The organism is Pseudomonas sp. RC3H12 (genome assembly GCF_018596375.1).
GTDB lineage: Bacteria > Pseudomonadota > Gammaproteobacteria > Pseudomonadales > Pseudomonadaceae > Aquipseudomonas.
Window position 1 is genome coordinate 4034287 of the sequence record NZ_CP075595.1, and the last position, 17440, is coordinate 4051726.

General features: G+C 66.5%; 17 protein-coding genes and 1 pseudogene. 13 read left to right on the forward strand and 5 right to left on the reverse strand.

Going from position 1 to position 17440, the window contains the following annotated elements; all coding sequences use genetic code 11:
* The first annotated feature begins 8 nt into the window (after window positions 1-8).
* From KHO27_RS18330 to KHO27_RS18340, 3 genes are all read left to right on the forward strand, one after another.
* Window positions 9-593, forward strand: coding sequence for an IMPACT family protein (locus KHO27_RS18330; RefSeq protein WP_102684829.1), 585 nt, complete (start codon window positions 9-11; stop codon window positions 591-593).
* 447 nt (window positions 594-1040) lie between these two features.
* The gene (locus KHO27_RS18335; protein ID WP_111533376.1) at window positions 1041-1727 is read left to right on the forward strand and encodes an SDR family oxidoreductase; all 687 of its coding nucleotides are present in this window, start codon (window positions 1041-1043) and stop codon (window positions 1725-1727) included.
* A gap of 87 nt (window positions 1728-1814) precedes the next feature.
* Entirely contained in the window at window positions 1815-2765 is a 951-nt protein-coding gene (locus KHO27_RS18340) for an adenosine deaminase (RefSeq protein WP_110703781.1), read from the forward strand.
* Here KHO27_RS18340 and KHO27_RS18345 read toward each other — a convergent pair.
* The 3 genes from KHO27_RS18345 to KHO27_RS18355 all read right to left on the reverse strand — a co-directional run bounded on the left by KHO27_RS18345 (window position 2762) and on the right by KHO27_RS18355 (window position 5650).
* Window positions 2762-3472: an ArsR/SmtB family transcription factor gene (locus KHO27_RS18345; protein ID WP_110703779.1), complete on the reverse strand. Its 711-nt coding sequence runs from the start codon at window positions 3470-3472 to the stop codon at window positions 2762-2764. The genes KHO27_RS18340 and KHO27_RS18345 overlap by 4 nt on opposite strands.
* Before the next feature lie 640 nt (window positions 3473-4112).
* On the reverse strand, window positions 4113-5294 hold the full coding sequence (locus KHO27_RS18350; protein WP_214500601.1) for a multidrug effflux MFS transporter: 1182 nt from the start codon (window positions 5292-5294) through the stop codon (window positions 4113-4115).
* Window positions 5295-5452: 158 nt separating this feature from the next.
* Entirely contained in the window at window positions 5453-5650 is a 198-nt protein-coding gene (locus tag KHO27_RS18355) for a heavy-metal-associated domain-containing protein (protein WP_023632213.1), read from the reverse strand.
* A gap of 146 nt (window positions 5651-5796) precedes the next feature.
* Between KHO27_RS18355 and KHO27_RS18360 the strand changes: the two genes are divergently transcribed.
* From KHO27_RS18360 to KHO27_RS26595, 5 genes and pseudogenes are all read left to right on the forward strand, one after another.
* Window positions 5797-6183 (forward strand): hypothetical protein, encoded by a 387-nt coding sequence (locus KHO27_RS18360; RefSeq protein WP_023632214.1) that lies wholly within the window; start codon window positions 5797-5799, stop codon window positions 6181-6183.
* 54 nt (window positions 6184-6237) lie between these two features.
* Window positions 6238-8637, forward strand: coding sequence for a heavy metal translocating P-type ATPase (locus KHO27_RS18365; RefSeq protein ID WP_214500602.1), 2400 nt, complete (start codon window positions 6238-6240; stop codon window positions 8635-8637).
* Window positions 8634-9038 (forward strand): Cu(I)-responsive transcriptional regulator, encoded by a 405-nt coding sequence (cueR, locus tag KHO27_RS18370; protein ID WP_023631307.1) that lies wholly within the window; start codon window positions 8634-8636, stop codon window positions 9036-9038. Before KHO27_RS18365 ends, cueR begins: the two co-directional genes overlap by 4 nt.
* A gap of 346 nt (window positions 9039-9384) precedes the next feature.
* Window positions 9385-10317, forward strand: a pseudogene (locus KHO27_RS26590) (HAMP domain-containing protein); the annotation flags it as partial.
* Window positions 10318-10446: 129 nt separating this feature from the next.
* Window positions 10447-11175 (forward strand): methyl-accepting chemotaxis protein, encoded by a 729-nt coding sequence (locus tag KHO27_RS26595; protein WP_371918152.1) that lies wholly within the window; start codon window positions 10447-10449, stop codon window positions 11173-11175.
* Between the two features lie 66 nt (window positions 11176-11241).
* Here the strand turns inward: KHO27_RS26595 and KHO27_RS18380 are convergent, their stop codons facing one another.
* Together KHO27_RS18380 and KHO27_RS18385 are read right to left on the reverse strand one after the other, a co-directional pair.
* Window positions 11242-12018, reverse strand: coding sequence for an AraC family transcriptional regulator (locus tag KHO27_RS18380; protein ID WP_110703766.1), 777 nt, complete (start codon window positions 12016-12018; stop codon window positions 11242-11244).
* Between the two features lie 59 nt (window positions 12019-12077).
* Window positions 12078-13355, reverse strand: a complete 1278-nt coding sequence (locus KHO27_RS18385) for an acetyl-CoA C-acetyltransferase (protein WP_110703765.1) — start codon at window positions 13353-13355, stop codon at window positions 12078-12080.
* A gap of 115 nt (window positions 13356-13470) precedes the next feature.
* Here KHO27_RS18385 and KHO27_RS18390 point away from each other — a divergent pair, with 115 nt between their 5' ends.
* Genes KHO27_RS18390 through KHO27_RS18410 form a run of 5 tightly spaced genes read left to right on the forward strand, consistent with a single transcriptional unit; the run spans window position 13471 to window position 17438 of the window.
* Window positions 13471-14823: a 3-oxoacyl-ACP reductase gene (locus KHO27_RS18390; protein WP_214500604.1), complete on the forward strand. Its 1353-nt coding sequence runs from the start codon at window positions 13471-13473 to the stop codon at window positions 14821-14823.
* A 2-nt stretch (window positions 14824-14825) separates the two neighbouring features.
* Window positions 14826-15677 (forward strand): MaoC family dehydratase, encoded by an 852-nt coding sequence (locus KHO27_RS18395; protein ID WP_111533367.1) that lies wholly within the window; start codon window positions 14826-14828, stop codon window positions 15675-15677.
* 56 nt (window positions 15678-15733) lie between these two features.
* A complete protein-coding gene (locus KHO27_RS18400; protein ID WP_046857688.1) occupies window positions 15734-16039 on the forward strand; it encodes a MazG-like family protein in 306 nt (101 codons plus the stop codon).
* On the forward strand, window positions 16036-16785 hold the full coding sequence (locus KHO27_RS18405; protein WP_046854140.1) for a methyltransferase: 750 nt from the start codon (window positions 16036-16038) through the stop codon (window positions 16783-16785). Before KHO27_RS18400 ends, KHO27_RS18405 begins: the two co-directional genes overlap by 4 nt.
* 20 nt (window positions 16786-16805) lie before the next feature.
* A complete protein-coding gene (locus KHO27_RS18410; protein WP_110703760.1) occupies window positions 16806-17438 on the forward strand; it encodes a DUF4136 domain-containing protein in 633 nt (210 codons plus the stop codon).
* Window positions 17439-17440: the final 2 nt, after the last annotated feature.

Genomic DNA, 17440 nt, shown 5'->3' on the forward strand with positions numbered 1-17440 from the left:
CCGGACTTATGCCTTCTACCCTGCTCGAGCTCTGCGAATGGCGCGAAGAAATCCGCAAGAGCCGCTTCATCACCCTCGCCGGCCCGATCGACAGCCCCGCCGAGGCCATGGCCTTCATCGAACGCCACAGCGACCTGGCGGCCACCCACAACTGCTGGGCCTGGAAGCTCGGCGCCCAGTACCGCAGCAGCGATGACGGCGAACCGGGCGGCACGGCCGGGCGACCGATCCTCGCCGCCATCGAAGCCCAGGACTGCGACCAGGTGGTGGTGTTGGTGATCCGCTGGTACGGCGGCATCCAGCTGGGCACCGGTGGACTGGCCCGGGCCTACGGCGGCGGCGCCAACAAATGCCTGCAGCAGGCACCCAAGCGTGTGCTGGTGCAGCGCAGCGCGTTCAGTTGCAGTTGCACCTTCAGCGAACTGGCGCTGCTCAAGCTGCGCCTGGCTGAGGTGGACGGCGTGGTGCTGGATGAGCAGTTCACCGCTAACGGCGTCGACCTGCGCATCGCCCTGGGTGAGATCCACCTCGCGTCACTGCAGCAGCAACTCGCCGACCTGAGCCGCGGTCGCATTCTGCTGGAAAGAGAGTGAGCGTTGCCCACAACTACTGTGGGCCTGCCTGTGGATAAGCTTTGGGCAAGCTGATACAGGCCTTGTGCGACAAGGCCTGCGAAGCATTGAGCATATTTTGATCACATTCGTGTGACACCGGCACAAGTGACTGAAAGACTGTGAGTTATCCCCAGCTTTCAATGTAAGCCCGCCCCCAAACCACCATTTTCAGGCCCGCTGCGCTTGCACACAATTACTGTGGAGCGGCTTGTGGATAACCCGTGAACTACAGCGCCAGGCCCAGCCCCCACAGGCTTTCCAGGCAATCGATCGTTTTTTGATCAGTCTCCACAAGGCGAGCGCCAGGTACCTGGTTTATGCTCGTCACCCAGGCCTTTCCCGGTGGAGGGCAATCACCCCGTTGTCGCGCGGCGAGCGAAACTATGCACAACAGCGCTCGCCCAGCCTTTGATATGGAGTATCGCAATGACCGCAAACAAGAACGCCCTGATCATCGGCGCCTCCCGAGGCCTTGGCCTGGGGCTGGTGCAACGCCTGCAGGAAGACGGCTGGAATGTCGTCGCCACCGTGCGCGACCCGCAACAGCCAGGCGCTCTGCGCGAGGTTTCCGGTGTGCGTATCGAGCGCCTGGAGATGAACGACACCGCCCAGCTCGACGGGCTCAAGCAGCGCCTGCAGGGTGAAGTGTTCGACCTGGTGTTCGTCAACGCCGGCGTGATGGGCCCGCTGCCGCAGGACCTGGAAAGCGTGCAGGTACAGCAGATTGGCGAGCTGTTCATGACCAACGCCGTGGCGCCGATCCGCGTGGCCCGGCGCCTGGCCGAACTCATCCGCAAAGACAGCGGCGTGCTGGCGTTCATGAGCTCGATCCTGGGTAGCGTGACCATCCCCGACGGCGGTGAGATCTGCCTGTACAAGGCCAGCAAGGCCGCCCTCAACTCGATGATCAACAGCTTCGTGGTCGAGCTGCAGCGCCCCGACCTTGCCGTGCTGGCCATGCACCCGGGCTGGGTGAAGACCGACATGGGCGGCGAGAATGCCGAGATCGACGTGCTCACCAGCACCCGTGGCATGCTCGAGCAGATCAAGGCGCAGAGCGGCAACGGCGGCCTGCGTTTCATCAACTACAAGGGCGAGCCGCTCACCTGGTGATCCAGGGCCTTGCGGGCCTGGGTGGGCGCATTGCCCAGCCAGGCCCTGTAGAATGGCGGCCAACCGTACCTGATCGAGATTGCACACATGTATGACTGGCTGAACGCCTTGCCCAAGGCGGAACTGCACATGCACCTGGAGGGCTCACTGGAGCCTGAACTGCTGTTCGCCCTTGCCGAACGCAACAAGGTCGCGCTGCCCTGGGCCGATGTCGAAACCCTGCGCGGCGCCTATGCCTTCAACAACCTGCAGGAATTCCTCGACCTCTATTACCAGGGCGCCGGCGTCTTGCGTACCGAGCAGGATTTCTACGACCTGACCTGGGCCTACCTGCAACGCTGCAAGGCGCAGAACGTTGTCCACACCGAGCCGTTCTTCGACCCCCAGACCCACACCGACCGGGGCATCCCGTTCGAGGTGGTGCTCAATGGCATCACCGGCGCACTCAAGGATGGCCGTGAACAGCTTGGCATCTCCAGTGGTTTGATCCTCAGCTTCCTGCGCCACCTGAGCGAGGACGAGGCGCAGCAGACCCTCGACCAGGCCCTGCCCTTCCGCGACGCATTCGTCGCCGTAGGCCTGGACAGCTCGGAAAAAGGTCATCCGCCCAGCAAGTTCCAGCGCGTCTTCGACCGCGCCCGCAGCGAAGGCTTCCTGACCGTGGCCCATGCCGGCGAGGAAGGCCCGCCCGAATACATCTGGGAGGCACTCGACTTGCTCAAGATCCAGCGTATCGACCACGGCGTGCGCGCCATCGAGGACGAACGCCTGATGCAGCGCATCATCGACGAGCAGATCCCGTTGACCGTCTGCCCGCTGTCCAACACCAAGCTGTGCGTGTTCGACCACATGAGCCAACACAACATCCTCGACATGCTCGAGCGTGGTGTGAAGGTCACGGTCAACTCCGATGACCCGGCCTACTTCGGCGGCTACGTCACCGAAAACTTCCATGCCCTGCACGAGCACCTGGGCATGACCCAGGACCAGGCACGCCGCCTGGCGCAGAACAGCCTGGACGCACGCCTGTTGCGCTAACCGGCCTGGCGCGAGGGCAGGCAGGCGATCGCGTTGATCTGCTGCTGGCCGAGCGGTGTAAGGTGAACCGCCCGGCTGCCCTCCTGCTCACGCACCCAGCCCGACTGGGTAAACAGCCTGAGCAACGCCTTGCCCAGGTAACCGCCCAGATGCGGGCCCTGATCGTCCCACTTGCTGCAGTGGCAGATCACGCAGCCACGCCGGTCGGCGGCGGCCAGTGCGTCAATGAATACCCCCAGCGCCTCCAGTTGCCCCTTGCCCTCCTGGCTTACGACCAGTTGCTGTTCGCTGCCCTCCAACCAACCGGCCACATGCAGCCGATGCAGCAGCGCAGCAGCCACCTCGCCGCCCAGATGGTCGCCGCACAGGCGCGCCTTGCGCATCGACATGGGGATTTGCAGCGAGGAGCCCTGCCCCCCGGCTGAGCGGCTGGCCAACTGGACGCTGGCAAGGGCCTCCACCGCGGTGCCGACCTCCGGCGTTGCCAGGCGGAAGAAGCGTTTGCGCCCACGCGCCTCGTGCCTGAGCAAGCCGGCACTGGACAGCAGCGACAGATGCGCGCAGGCCGAGGAAGTGCTCAGGCCGGTGATCACGGCAAGCTCGTCCGCCGCACGCGGGGTGCCATCGATCAACGCCCACAACATGGCGCTGCGCTTGGGTTCGGCCATCAGGCTGGCAACCTGACTGATGCTGCGGACTGCGGTCATGAAACTGAAGCTCCCTGATGTAACCCGTCTGGCGGCGATAAGCGCCGACGCCCTGCCGCCTGTGCGGGCAAGCACGGGATTGTTCGTATGCCGGATGTTCAGCGCCAGGCCAGGAAAGATCTCACGCTGGCATTGGGCGCCTGAGGCAGTATAAGCCGCTGGAGGGGGCTCGCCTTGAGGGCGGCATGCTCGGAATGGGTCGTCGTTGGTCCCCCGAGCACCGTTCTGGAAGGTGCGTCTGTCAGTGCGCCACGCCGCAGACGCGGCTTATGCCCCCGTTCTACTGTGGCTGCGCCAGGAACGTGGCTGGTAGTGATGATCAAGAAGCTGGAAAAGTCCGATAGCCACGGTGAAAACTTCTGCCCTGCAAAACAGAAGGTCTCCCTACTTCAGGCCACCATGACCGTCAGTCAGGGGACTGATCCTGGTCATGGCGAGCGCGGGTGGCGGCGCTACACTGGATTCGCTCCCGCTCACTGGAGGTGAATCGCGATGAAGATTGTCGTCAGTGCGTCGAACCGAAATCCCGCTTGCCCCTGGCAAGTCCAGCTCGACCAGCATGTGGTGAGTTTCCGCAACGAGGCCGAGGCGCGGTCATTCGTCGCCCTGCTCGAGGCGCGCCTGAACGCGCCCCACCCGCTCACGCAGGCCGGCTGGCCTGCAGCCGCCGGGTCAGCATTGCGACACTGACCACCAGCGCGCCGCACAGGCTGATCACCAGCGCCATGGGCACCGCGCTGCCATCGTGCAGCACCCCGACCAGCGCTGCCGCACCCGCGGCGACGCTGAACTGCAGGCAGCCCATCAGCGCCGAGGCGCTGCCGGCCCGCGTGCCCTGCCCGCTCATGGCGCAGGCCGAGGCGTTGGGGATGATGCAACCAAGGCTGGCGATGCATATGAACAACGGCACCAGCAACGGCCACAACTGCGCTGGGCGCAGCGCCGCGACCACCAGCAGCGCCAGCGCCGCCACCAGGTACAGCCACACTGCCCGCGCCAGCAGGAACGCCGGGCCACGCTTGGCCAGCAGACGCGCATTGACCTGGGCCATCAGGATGAAGCCTGCGGCGTTGGTGCCGAACAACCAGCCATAGTGCTCGGCGGGCACCCCGTACAACTTGATGAACACGAACGGTGAACCGGCGATGTAGGCGAACATCCCGGCGATGGCGATGCCGCCGGTCAACGCATGGCCGACAAACACCCGGTCACCGAACAGCCGCAGGTACTGGCGCAGCGCCCCCGACAAGGGCTGGCGCGGCACATGTGCCGGCAGGCTCTCCGGCAGTCCCAGGCCGACGGCCACCAGGCAGGCCGCGCTGAACAGGCTCAGGGCGAGGAAAATCGACTGCCAACCAGACACATTGACCAGCACGCCACCGAGCATCGGCGCGAGAATCGGTGCCAGGCCCATCACCAACATCAATTGCGAAAACACCTTGGCCGAGGCCACCGCGTCGCACTTGTCGCTGACGATCGCCCGCGACAGCACCATGCCGGCGCAGCCACCCAAAGCCTGGACGAAGCGCGCCACGATCAGGCTGTCGAGGTTGGGAGCATAGGCGCAGGCCAGGGAGGCCACGGTAAAAAGGCCCACCCCGAACAGCAGCGGGATGCGCCGGCCGAATCGGTCGGCCACTGGCCCATAGGCCAGCTGGCCCAGGGAAAGGCCGAGGAAGTAGGCGGCCAGGGTCGTCTGCACATGCTTTTCGTCGGTGGCGAAGGCATGCGCCATGGCAGGGAAGGCGGGTAGATAGAAGTCGATCGCCAAAGGCCCGAACGCACTGAGGGCGCCGAGAATCAGCAAGGTTCGCAGGTTCATGGAGAATCCATAGCAGGCTAAGCAAGTCGGTTAGTCTACCTGCACTGGATCATTGGGCGTTGAAAACCTTTGTAATAATTGGCCTGCATTTCTGTAGACGCGGACTTGCCTGGGCAGCCCGCTTCTACAGAAATGCTTTAGCTGGACAATCCAGCCGTTCAGGCCACCTCGGCCTGATAGCCCTCTTCACGAATCGCCGCCAGGATCTGATCCGCCGCCAGCGCACTGTCCACCCGCACCTGCTTCGCCGCCAGGTCCACTTCCACCCGCGCCGCGGCGTCCTGCTCCTGCACCGCACGGGTCACGCCTTTCACGCAATGGCCACAGGTCATGCCTTGTACATTGAACACTTGCATAGGGGTTGCCTCCTTGTGGGTTTTGTCCACTTTCAGCCTTGCCATCGGGGCAAGGTCAAGTTCCGCGTCAAACGGCCGGGCTGGAAATCCGAGCGCGGCTCGGCCAAGCTGCGCCTTTGACGATTTTGGCAAGCAGGAGATTCTTCATGATCAGGGCAGCAATGAGCCTAGTCGGACTGCTGGGCGCGCTGGCCGTGGTGCCACCGGCCAGCGCCGAAGGCAACTCGGACTACAGCGTGCTGATGATTTCCCGGGAACGCCTGGAAGTGGCCAGCAGTTGCGAGATCGGTATCTACCTCAACGATCAGTTGGCCGGCCGGCTGTTCCAGGAGCAATCGACCTCGTTCAACCTGCCACCGGGCCCTGTCGATGTACGCTTGCGCCTGCTCCCCGGGCAGATGCCCGGTTGCGCCCCGGGTATCGAGGACCAACGCAGCACGCGCCTGACGTTGCAGGCGGGGCAGATCAAGAAGTACCGCATCGCCACAGGGCACAAGGGCCTGGAATTGAGGCAAGCCAACCTGGGCTATTGACCTTGCCCGCATGGCAAGGTTGATGCTGAAGGCCTATCCACGGAGGAGAGAGCCATGCCCGCATCCACCACCTTCGACCTGCCGATCAGCGGCATGACCTGCGCCAGTTGCGCAGGTCGGGTCGAACGCGCCCTGCGCAAGGTCACCGGCACCGAACATGTCAGCGTCAACCTGGCCACCGAGCAGGCCCGGGTCCAGGCGCCGGCCGACAGCCTGCCGGCATTGGTCGGCGCGGTGCGCGACGCCGGTTACAGCGTTCCCACCCGCACCCTCGAACTGCAGATCGGCGGCATGACCTGCGCCAGCTGCGCCGGCCGTGTCGAACGCGCCCTCGGCAAGCTGCCGGGGGTCGAGCAGGTCAGCGTCAACCTGGCCAGCGAACGCGCCCACCTCGAAGTTTTGCAGGCCGTCGATGACGGCGTGTTGATCGCCGCGGTGGAAAAGGCCGGCTACAGCGCCAGCCTGCCGCGCACCGCCGACGATGACCAGGCCCAAGCCCAACGCCGCCTGCGCAACGAACGCCTGGCGGTCGGCGCCGCGCTGCTGCTGGCCCTGCCATTGGTATTGCCGATGCTGGCGCAACCCTTCGGTGTGCACTGGATGCTGCCGGCCTGGGCGCAGTTCCTGCTGGCCACGCCGGTGCAGTTCATCCTCGGCGCGCGCTTCTATGTCGCCGCCTGGAAGGCCGTGCGCGCCGGTGCCGGCAACATGGACCTGCTGGTCGCCCTGGGCACCAGCGCCGGCTACGGCCTGAGCCTGTACCAATGGGCCAACGCCCACGACGGCATGGAGCCGCACCTGTATTTCGAAGCCTCGGCGGTGGTCATCGCCCTGGTGCTGCTGGGCAAGTACCTGGAAAGCCGCGCCAAGCGCCAGACAGCCAGCGCCATCCGGGCGCTGGAAGCGCTGCGCCCGGAACGGGCGGTGCGGATCATCGAAGGGCGCGAGGAAGAGGTGGCGATCAGTCAGTTGCGCCTGGGCGACCGGGTGCTGGTCAAACCCGGCGAGCGCTTCCCGGTCGATGGTGAAGTGCTCGAAGGCAGCAGCCATGCCGATGAGGCGTTGATCAGCGGCGAAAGCCTGCCCGTGCCCAAGGCGCCTGGCGACTCGGTAACCGGTGGGGCCATCAACGGCGAAGGCCGGCTGCTGGTAAAAACCCTGGCCCTGGGCACCGAGACCGTGCTCGCGCGCATCATCCGCCTGGTCGAGGACGCCCAGGCGGCTAAGGCGCCCATCCAGAAGCTGGTCGACCGGGTCAGCCAGGTGTTCGTACCGGCAGTACTGGTGCTGGCGCTGATCACCCTGGTCGGCTGGTGGCTGGCCGGCGCGCCGCTGGAAACCGCCCTGATCAATGCTGTCGCCGTGCTGGTGATCGCCTGCCCATGCGCCCTCGGCCTGGCCACGCCCGCCGCGATCATGGCCGGCACCGGCGTCGCCGCCCGCCACGGCATCCTGATCAAGGACGCCGAAGCACTGGAGCGTGCCCATGCGGTGAACAGCGTGGTGTTCGACAAGACCGGCACGCTCACCTCGGGCAGCCCGCGCATCGTCCACAGCCGGGCCAGCAGCGGCGACAACGGCGAGTTGCTGCGCCTGGCCGGTGCCCTGCAACGCGGCAGCGAGCACCCATTGGCCAAGGCGGTACTCGACGCCTGCGCCGAACAAGGCCTGCACGTGCCGCAGGTGGCTGACAGCCAGTCCCTCACCGGTCGCGGCATCGCCGGCCAGGTGGATGGCCGTGAACTGGCCCTGGGCAACCGTCGCCTGCTCGATGAAAACAGCCTGCCGCCGGGCGACCTGGCCAACAGTGCGCAGGCCTGGGAAGCCGAGGGCCGCACGCTGTCCTGGTTGATCGAGCGTGGCCAGCAGCCACGCGTGCTCGGCCTGTTCGCCTTCGGCGACAGCCTCAAGCCCGGCGCCGGCGCGGCCATCGACGCGCTGCATGCACGTGGCATCAGCAGCCACCTGCTGACAGGCGACAACCGTGGCAGCGCCAAGGTGGTGGCCGACGCCCTTGGCATCGATGACGTGCATGCCGAAGTGCTGCCAGCGGACAAGGCGGCTACAGTCGCCGCGCTCAAGCAGGAAGGCGTGGTGGCCATGGTCGGCGACGGCATCAACGACGCTCCTGCACTGGCCGCAGCCGATATCGGCATCGCCATGGGCGGCGGCACCGACGTGGCCATGCAGGCCGCCGGCATCACCCTGATGCGCGGCGATCCGCGCCTGGTGCCCGCGGCATTGGACATCAGCCGCAAGACCTATGCGAAGATCCGCCAGAACCTGTTCTGGGCCTTCATCTACAACTTGGTCGGCATCCCCCTGGCCGCCCTCGGTTACCTCAACCCGGTACTGGCCGGCGCCGCCATGGCCCTGTCCAGCGTCAGCGTGGTCAGCAACGCCCTGTGGCTGAAAACCTGGAAACCCACCGCCATCGACCAGGAGGCGCCATGAACATCGGCCAGGCCGCCCGCCGCAGCGGGCTCAGCGCCAAGATGATCCGCTACTACGAGTCCATCGGCCTGTTGCGCCCCGCCACGCGCAGCGAAAGCGGCTATCGCCTGTACCAGCAGGAAGACCTGCACAGCCTTGCGTTCATCAAACGCTCGCGGGACCTGGGCTTCTCCCTGGACGAAGTCGCCAAGCTGCTGACCCTGTGGCAGGACCGCCAGCGCGCCAGCGCCGACGTGAAGGCCCTGGCCATGCAGCATATCGACGCGCTGAACCAGCGCATCGAGGAGTTGGTGAGCCTGCGCGACACCCTCGGTGAGCTGGTGGCCCACTGCCAGGGCGATGACCGCCCGGACTGCCCGATCCTCAAGGACCTGGCCAATGGCAGCGGCTGCTGTCACTGAGGGCGACGTCTGCGGGAGCGGGAGCTCCTGCGGACACCTTTTGGTATGCCATATTAGCCAGACCCGACCGATATCCCCTTAAAAAGCCTTTTCACCCAATAAATACGGGCGTTCGCCTACATAAAGCCCAGGCTTTGCCGATGCACTGTTACAGCCTCGTGCAACGACAAGAACAACTCTGGGAGCGTGGATGAACATCAAACAGAAACTCACCTGGGCCTTCGCCATCATCGCCGGCCTGCCCATTGTCCTGGTCGCCACCCTGGTGGTGCTCAACCTGCGCGGCGAAGCCCGCGACGATTTCCTCGACAACAGCAGCCGGGAGATTCGCCAGGTCGGCAACGCCATGGACATCTTCTTCCAGGGCATCACCCAGAACGTCGACTACCTGGCCGCGCAACCCCTGGTGGCGGCCACGGCTGACAACGTCAAGAAGCACATCAGCGCCGATGCCGCCAACATCGCCCCCGGCGAGCAGGACAAGGCGCTGTTCGACCTGTTCAGCCGCCTGGCCCAGAGTCACCCGGACTACGCCTATGTGTCCTACGGCCTGAAGGACGGCGGCTACGCGTTCTGGCCGGGCGATCCGAAAATGGCCAACTACGACCCGCGCACCCGCCCCTGGTACCAAGCGGCCATGGCCAACCCCGGCAAGACCCTGCGCACCGCGCCCTACTACTGGGCCGGCGACGACGCCGTGCTGGTCAGCACCGTGCGCGCCGTGGCCAACACGCTGGGCAACCCGGGCGGCGTGGTCAATATCGATGTGTCGCTCAAGGGCCTGACCGAGATCGTCAAGCAGATCAAGCTGGGCGAGAGCGGCTACCTGATCCTCATGGAAAACAACGGCAACGTGATGGTCGACCCGCGCGACGCCAGCCACAATTTCAAGCAGCTCGCCAGCCTGGGCGACGGCTACGCCGAGCTGGCCAAGGCCGGCAAGGGCCTGGCCGAAGTGCAGTTGAACGGCGAGCGCTACATGGCCAACGTCTACCCCGACGAGAAACTGGGCTGGACCTTCATCGGCCTGATCCAGCAAGACGAGGTGATGCAGACCACCACGCGCCTGACATGGCTGATCGGCGGCGTCGCGTTGATCCTGGCCGCCGTGTTCGCGGTAGTGGGCGCGGCGTTCGCCAAGCTCATCGTGCGCCCGATCAACAGTGTCACCAGCGGCCTGGAGGACATCGCCCAGGGCGAAGGCGACCTGACCCGCAACCTGGAGATCCGCGGCCGCGACGAAACCGCCCAGCTGGCCAGCTGGTTCAACCAGTTCCTCGGCGCCATCCGCAGCCTGATCCAGCACATCGGTGGTGCGGCAAGCAAGATCCTCAGCACCTCCAACAGCTCGACACGCGTCTCCGGCGACATGGCCGAAGCCGCCGGGCGCCAGCGCGAGGCGGTGGACATGGTGTCCACCGCCTTCCATGAGATGGTCGCCACCGCCAACGAAGTGGCCCGTTCCTGCAGCCAGGCCGCGCAATCGGCCGACAGCGGCCAGCAGCAGGCCCGCGAAGGGCAGCAGCAGATCGACGCGGCGGTGCAGAGCGTCGATCGCCTGAGCCAGGAAATCGAGCAGTCGGCGCAGTCGATCCAGCAGCTGGAACGCGACAGCAATGCCATCCAGTCGATCCTCGGCACCATCCGCTCGATAGCCGAACAGACCAACCTGCTGGCGCTCAACGCCGCCATCGAGGCCGCACGCGCCGGTGAGCAGGGCCGCGGCTTTGCCGTGGTCGCCGACGAAGTCCGCGCCCTGGCCAAGCGCACTGCCGACTCCACCGCCGAGATCGACGGCCTGCTGGGCAACCTGGCCAGCCGCACGGCCCAGGTGGCCGAGCAGATGCACGCCAGCATCGAGGTGTCGCAGCAGTCGGTCAGCCGTATCGGCCTGGCCCGCGACAGCTTCGGCCAGATCCGCGAATCGGTGGATGTCATCCGCGACATGAACACCCAGATCGCCACCGCCGCCGAAGAGCAGCACCAGGTGGCCGAGGACATCAACCGCCACATCAGCCAGATCCATGGCGATGCGCAACTGGTGGCGGAACTGGCCCAGGCGGCGCGCCAGGACTCCGAGAGCCTGGCCGGGTTGTCCAACGAGCTGGATGCGCTGGTGCGCAGGTTCAGGACCTGAGTCGCCGTCGGTGGGCACGCGCGCTCTTGTAGATGCGCGGTTGCCCACCGACCGGCCTTCTACCGACTACAGGCGAAGCTCCCCCGGCGTCGCCCCGAACAACTGCTTGAACGCGGCAATGTAGGCCGAGGTCGAGTCATAACCGCAGCCCAGCGCCGCCTGGGTGACGCTCTCCCCCGCCTCCAGCAGCGCCAGCGACGTCAACAGGCGCATGCGCTGGCGCCAGTTGCGAAAGCTCAGCCCCGTCTCGCGCTGGAACAGGCGCATCAGGGTCTTTTCCGACACCCCCAGTTGCACGGCCCACTGCTGCAAGGTCTGCACCTGGTCGGGCGCGGCGATCAGCCCGTTGCACAGCGCCAGCAAACCCGGATGGCGCGGCAATGGCAGCGAGAAGCCCACCTGCGGCAGGGTGCGCAGCTGGTCCAGCAACACCGCCACCAGCCGCGCCTCGGCACTGTCGCCTTCCGGATAGGCCACCACGAAGGTGCAGAACTGCTTGATCAGCTCGCGCGCCAGCGGCGTGACCTCCAGCACCCGGCATTCGCTGGGCGACCATGGGCAGGCATCGCTGCGTACATACAGGCTGCGCATCTCGGCCCGCATCGAGGTCACCACCTCGTGCTCGGTACCGGCCGGGATCCACACGCCCCATTGCGGTGGGGCGAAGTAGCTGCCGTCGCTGGTGTACACGCCAAGCACCCCGCTGATGGCGTAGGAGAACTGCACCCAGTCGTGGCGGTGGCGGGTGGTCCAGGAGCCGGCGCCGAGGCTCTCGGCGCGGGCGTAGAGCGGCCTGGGCAAGTGGTCCAGAGTGGGGATGGGGCGCGGGCCGATAGTCGACATGATGGGGCCTGGTGTCTCGGGACGGATAAGGGTATCAGCCATCGCAGTCAACGCCGAACCTATCGCTCGATGATCGCCGTCACCCCCTGTCCGCCCGCCGCGCAGATGGAGATCAGGCCGCGCCCCTTGCCCCGCTCGCTGAGCAGCTTGGCCATGTTCGCCAGAATCCGCCCGCCCGTCGCGGCGAACGGGTGCCCTGCAGCCAGCGAACTGCCCTTCACGTTCAACCTGGTACGGTCAATCGCACCGAGCGGCGCATCGAGCCCCAGCCGTGTGCGGCAGTAGTCGGCATCTTCCCAGGCCTTGAGAGTGCACAGCACCTGGGCGGCAAAGGCTTCGTGGATTTCGTAGAAATCGAAGTCCTGCAAGGTCAGGCCGTTGCGTGCCAGCAGCCGTGGCACCGCGTACACCGGCGCCATCAGCAGGCCCTCCTGGCCATGGACGAAATCCACCGCCGCCGCCTCGCCGTCGACCAAGTAGGCCTGCACCTTGAGGCCATGTTCCTCAGCCCAGGCCTCGCTGCCGAGCAGCACCAGCGAGGCGCCATCGGTCAGCGGCGTGGAGTTGCCCGGCGTGAGCGTGCCTAGGCCGCTGCGCTCGAACACCGGCTTGAGCTTGGCCAGCTGTTCCAGGGTGAGGTCGGTGCGCAGGTTGTTGTCGCGGGTCAGGCCCAGGTAAGGCGTGAGCAGGTCGTCGTGCCACCCCTCGCGATAGGACGCCGCCAGGTGCTGGTGGCTGAGCAGCGCCAGCGCATCCTGGTCACCACGCTCGATCTGCCAGGTTTGCGCCATACGCTCGCAATGCTCGCCCATCGACAGCCCCGTGCGCGGCTCGCCGTTGCGCGGCAGCTCGGGTTTGAGCAGGCCCGGACGCAACTTGAGGAAAGGCTTGAGACGCTCGCCAAGGCTCTTGCCACGGTTGGCCTGCAGCAGGATCTGGCGCAGCCCTTCGCTCACGGCGATGGGGGCGTCCGAGGTAGTGTCGACGCCGCCAGCGATGCCACTGTCGATCTGCCCCAGGGCGATCTTGTTGGCCACCAGCAACGCCGCCTCCAGCCCGGTGCCGCAGGCCTGCTGGATATCGTAGGCCGGCGTCTGCGGCGACAAGCGCGAGCCGAGCACGCACTCGCGGGTCAGGTTCATGTCACGCGAGTGCTTGAGCACCGCCCCCGCCGCGACCTCGCCCAGGCGCAGCCCATGCAGGCGGTAGCGCTCCACCAGGCCTTCGAGGGCGGCGGTGAGCATCGCCTGGTTGCTGGCCTTGGCGTAGGCGCCATTGGAGCGGGCGAAGGGAATCCGGTTGCCCCCCAGGATCGCGACCCGGCGAATTGACTGCATGCCTGTTCCTCCTGAAACAATTTGAGCCTTAAGACTAGGTTCTTTTCGGCTATTCGAACGACCCTGCCACAAAGTTGGTCCACACTTGCATGCTTGCCTTCAGGGAGAACCGTACATGAGCGACCGCTATCTGGGCTTTGCCAACTCCACCCTTGGCCGCAAACTGGTCGATGCCCTCGGCATGCCGCGCCCGGTGCCGCTGGAGCGCTGGCAGGCCGGGCGCCTGCGCCCCATCGAGGGCGCGCTGGTGCTCGGTGGCGGCCCGCTGGCCAGCCAGGTGGCGGCAATCGCCCCACGCCTGACCGCCGATTGCTATGGCTTCGACGCCGAAGCGCTCGACGCCCCCGCCTGGGTCGCGGGCCTGGGGCCGAAACTCAAAGCCGTGGTGTTCGATGCCAGTCACTTGTCCGACAGCGATGCGCTCAAGCAGTTGCGCGAATTCTTCCAGCCCTTGCTGCGCAGCCTGGCCCCCAGTGCCCATGTGATGATTCTGGGGCGCGCCCCGGAAAGCCTGGACGATGCGCAAGCCAGTGTCGCCCAACGCGCCCTGGAGGGTTTCAGCCGTTCGCTGGCCAAGGAGTTGCGCAATGGCGCCACGGCAAACCTCTTGTATGTCGGTGACGGCGCCGAAGACCAGCTCGAAGGCGCGCTGCGCTTCTTCCTCTCGCCCAAGAGCGCCTTCGTTTCCGGGCAGGTCCTGCGCCTGTCGGCGTGCGCCGCCCAGGTCGAAGACTGGACCCGCCCGCTGGCCGGCCGTCACGCCCTGGTCACCGGTGCCGCGCGCGGTATCGGCGCTGCCATCGCCGAAACCCTGGCCCGCGATGGCGCCGAAGTGACTTTGCTCGACGTGCCCCAGGCGCAGCGCGACCTCGACGCCCTCGCCGCGCGCCTGGGTGGCCGTGCCCTGGCCCTGGACATTTGCGCCGCCGATGCCGCCGCGCAGTTGCTCGATGCCCTGCCGCAAGGCCTGGACATCGTGGTGCACAACGCCGGCATCACCCGCGACAAGACCCTTGCCAACATGACCCCGGAATACTGGGACGCGGTGCTGGCCATCAACCTCAAGGCCCCGCAGGTGCTGACCCAGGCGCTGTTCGAGGGTGGCAAGCTGCACCGCGACGCGCGCATCACCCTGCTCGCCTCGGTCAGCGGCATCGCCGGCAACCGCGGCCAGTCCAACTATGCGGCCAGCAAGGCTGGGCTGATCGGTTTCGCCCAGACCTGGGCGCCGCGCCTGGCCGAACAGGGCGCCAGTATCAACGCCGTGGCGCCGGGCTTTATCGAAACGCACATGACCGCGGCCATGCCCATGGGCCTGCGCGAGGCTGGCCGACGCCTGAGCTCGCTCGGCCAGGGTGGCTTGCCGCAAGATGTCGCCGAAGCCATCGCCTGGCTCAGCCAGCCGGGCTCCGGCGCGGTCAACGGCCAGGCCCTGCGGGTCTGTGGCCAGGCCTTGATGGGAGCCTGACCATGACCCGACCCTGGCACGATCTGCACAGCCCCGACTCACGTCTGAGCCTCTACCGGCGCGCCCTGGGCAAACGCAAGATCCGTGGCAGCCAGTTGCCGGAGACAGGCCTGCGCTGCTACCTGCGGGTCGACGGCACCAACCTGGCGGCCTATCGTCGGCTCTGCCACTTCGCCGATGACGGCCGCCTGCCCGGCACCTACCCACACGTCATGGCCTTCAGCCTGCAATTGCAGTTGCTTACCGGCGACGACTTCCCCTTCCCCCTGCTCGGGCTGGTGCACCTGCACAACAGCCTGCAGGTGCTGCGCCCGCTGGGCGGCATCGATGGGCTGCACTTCGTGGTGTACGCCGACAACCTGCAGCCTCACGAAAAGGGCGGCACTTTCGACCTGGTGACCGAAGCGGAGGACGGGCTCGGGCTGCTCTGGCGCGAGACCAGCCGCATGCTGGTACGCGGTCTCAAGCTAGAGCAACAGGCCACCACCGCCACCACAGAAGCACCCGCCGCACTGCCCGAGACCACCCGCTGGTACGCCGATAGCGACATCGGCCGGCGCTATGCCAAGGTCTGCGGCGACTACAACCCGATCCACCTGAGCAGCCTCAGCGCACGTCTGTTCGGTTTCCCCAAGGCCATCGCCCATGGCATGTGGAGCAAGGCCATGGCGCTGGCGGCGCTGCAGGGTCACCTGCCGAAAGCCGGATATGAATTCGCGGTGGACTTCCACAAGCCGGTGCGCTTGCCGTCGGAGGTAGTGCTGAGCGCCAGCGCGGCAGGGCCGGCCGGCGAGCTGCGCCTGGATGGCCACGGGGGGCTGGTGCACATGGTTGGCAGCTGGCGCGCACGCTGATCGGGCTTGCTTTGCAAGGAACCTCGCCGGAAGCTATGCGCCACGAGGAGACCCCGATGAACCTGCAAGAACTGACCGAACGCCTGCACCGCATCCGCGACACCAACGACTGGAGGGGTTTCCACAGCCCGAAGAACCTGGCCATGGCCGCCAGCGTCGAAATGGCCGAGCTGGTGGAGATCTTCCAGTGGCTGAGCGAAGACCAGTCCCGCCAGCTGCCTGCCGACCAGCTTGCCCACGCCGGCCAGGAAGTGGGCGATATCGTCCTCTACCTGCTGCTGTTGTGCAGCGAGCTTGGCCTGGACATGAACGAGGTGGTGCGGGCCAAACTCGCCGACAGCGAAAGGCGCTTCGCCAAATGAACGACCGTCATTTCGATGAACTGGCCAGCCGCTTCGCCGAGAAGATCTATGGCGGCGCCAAGGGGGCGATCCGCCTGGCGGTGCTCCAGGCCGACCTGGCCGAAACGTTGCCCGACCGCCCGTTGCGGGTGCTCGACATCGGCGCCGGCCTGGGCCACATGGCCCTGTGGCTGGCCCAGCGCGGCCACCAGTTGACCCTCGCCGAGCCCGCCGCGCCGATGCTCGATGGCGCCCGTGCGCGCTTCGCCGAGGCAGGCCAACAGGCAACGTTCATCCAGGCCCCCTGGCAGGACCTGCTTGGCCAGCTCACCGAGCCCTACGACCTGGTGCTGTGCCACGCGGTGCTCGAATGGCTGGCCGAACCCGAAAGCATCCTGCCGGTGCTGCACCAGCTGACCGCGCCGGGCGGCTGGCTGTCGCTGGCCTTCTACAACCGCGACGCGCTGGTCTACCGCAACCTGCTCAAGGGGCATTTCCGCAAGCTGCGGCACAACCGCCTGGCCGGCGAGAAGCAGAGCCTGACGCCACAGAAACCACTTGATCCACGCGAGCTCAAGGCGCAACTTGATCCCATGTGGCAGGTCGAAAGCGAAAGCGGCGTGCGGGTGTTCCACGACTACATGCCCAAGGAGTTCCAGGCCAAGGCCGAGCTACTCGACCTGCTGGAGATGGAGCTGGCGCACCGGCGCCACCCCAGCTTCGCCGGCTTGGGTCGTTACCTGCACTGGATCTGCCGACCCCACTGACCCGCCCGCCAGGAGGATACATGCCGTACCGTCTGTTCTGCCTGGCCCTGCTCCCCCTTGCCCTGGCCGCCTGCCAGGGCAGCAACCCCTATGTCGCCAGCGGCAAGCCGCTGCCACCGGCACCGCCCCAGGCCGCCGGCACTTTCGACGCCAGCGCCTACCCCACGCCACCGCGCGACTATGGCCGTTACCGCAGCTGGAGCTGGCGCAACAGCCAGCCCCCCGGCGGCCTGGCGAACGCCACGCCGGGCCAGCTGGCCGACGCGGTCAGCAGCGCCCTCGACCAGCACGGCCTGCGCCCGGCCCACAATGCCCCTGCCGACCTGCTGGTCAGCGCCGATGTTCGCCTGGAGCGGCGCCTGCGCCAGGTGCGCGACTACGACTACGATCCCTATTACGGCCCCTACCCCTATGGCAGCGTCGGCTACGGCGGCTACCGCAATGGTTATGGCGCCTATGGCAGCGTGCCGATCGTGCGCACCTACCAGGTCGAGGTGATGGTTGTGCGCATCGACCTGTTCGATGCCCGCAACGGCCAGCCGGTGTGGAGCGCCAGCGCCGAAAGCGGCAGCGACAAAGACTCGCCGCGTGAACGCGAAAGCGCCCTGCGCGAGTCGGTGAGCAAGGCGATGAGCGGCTATCCTCCCAGCTGACC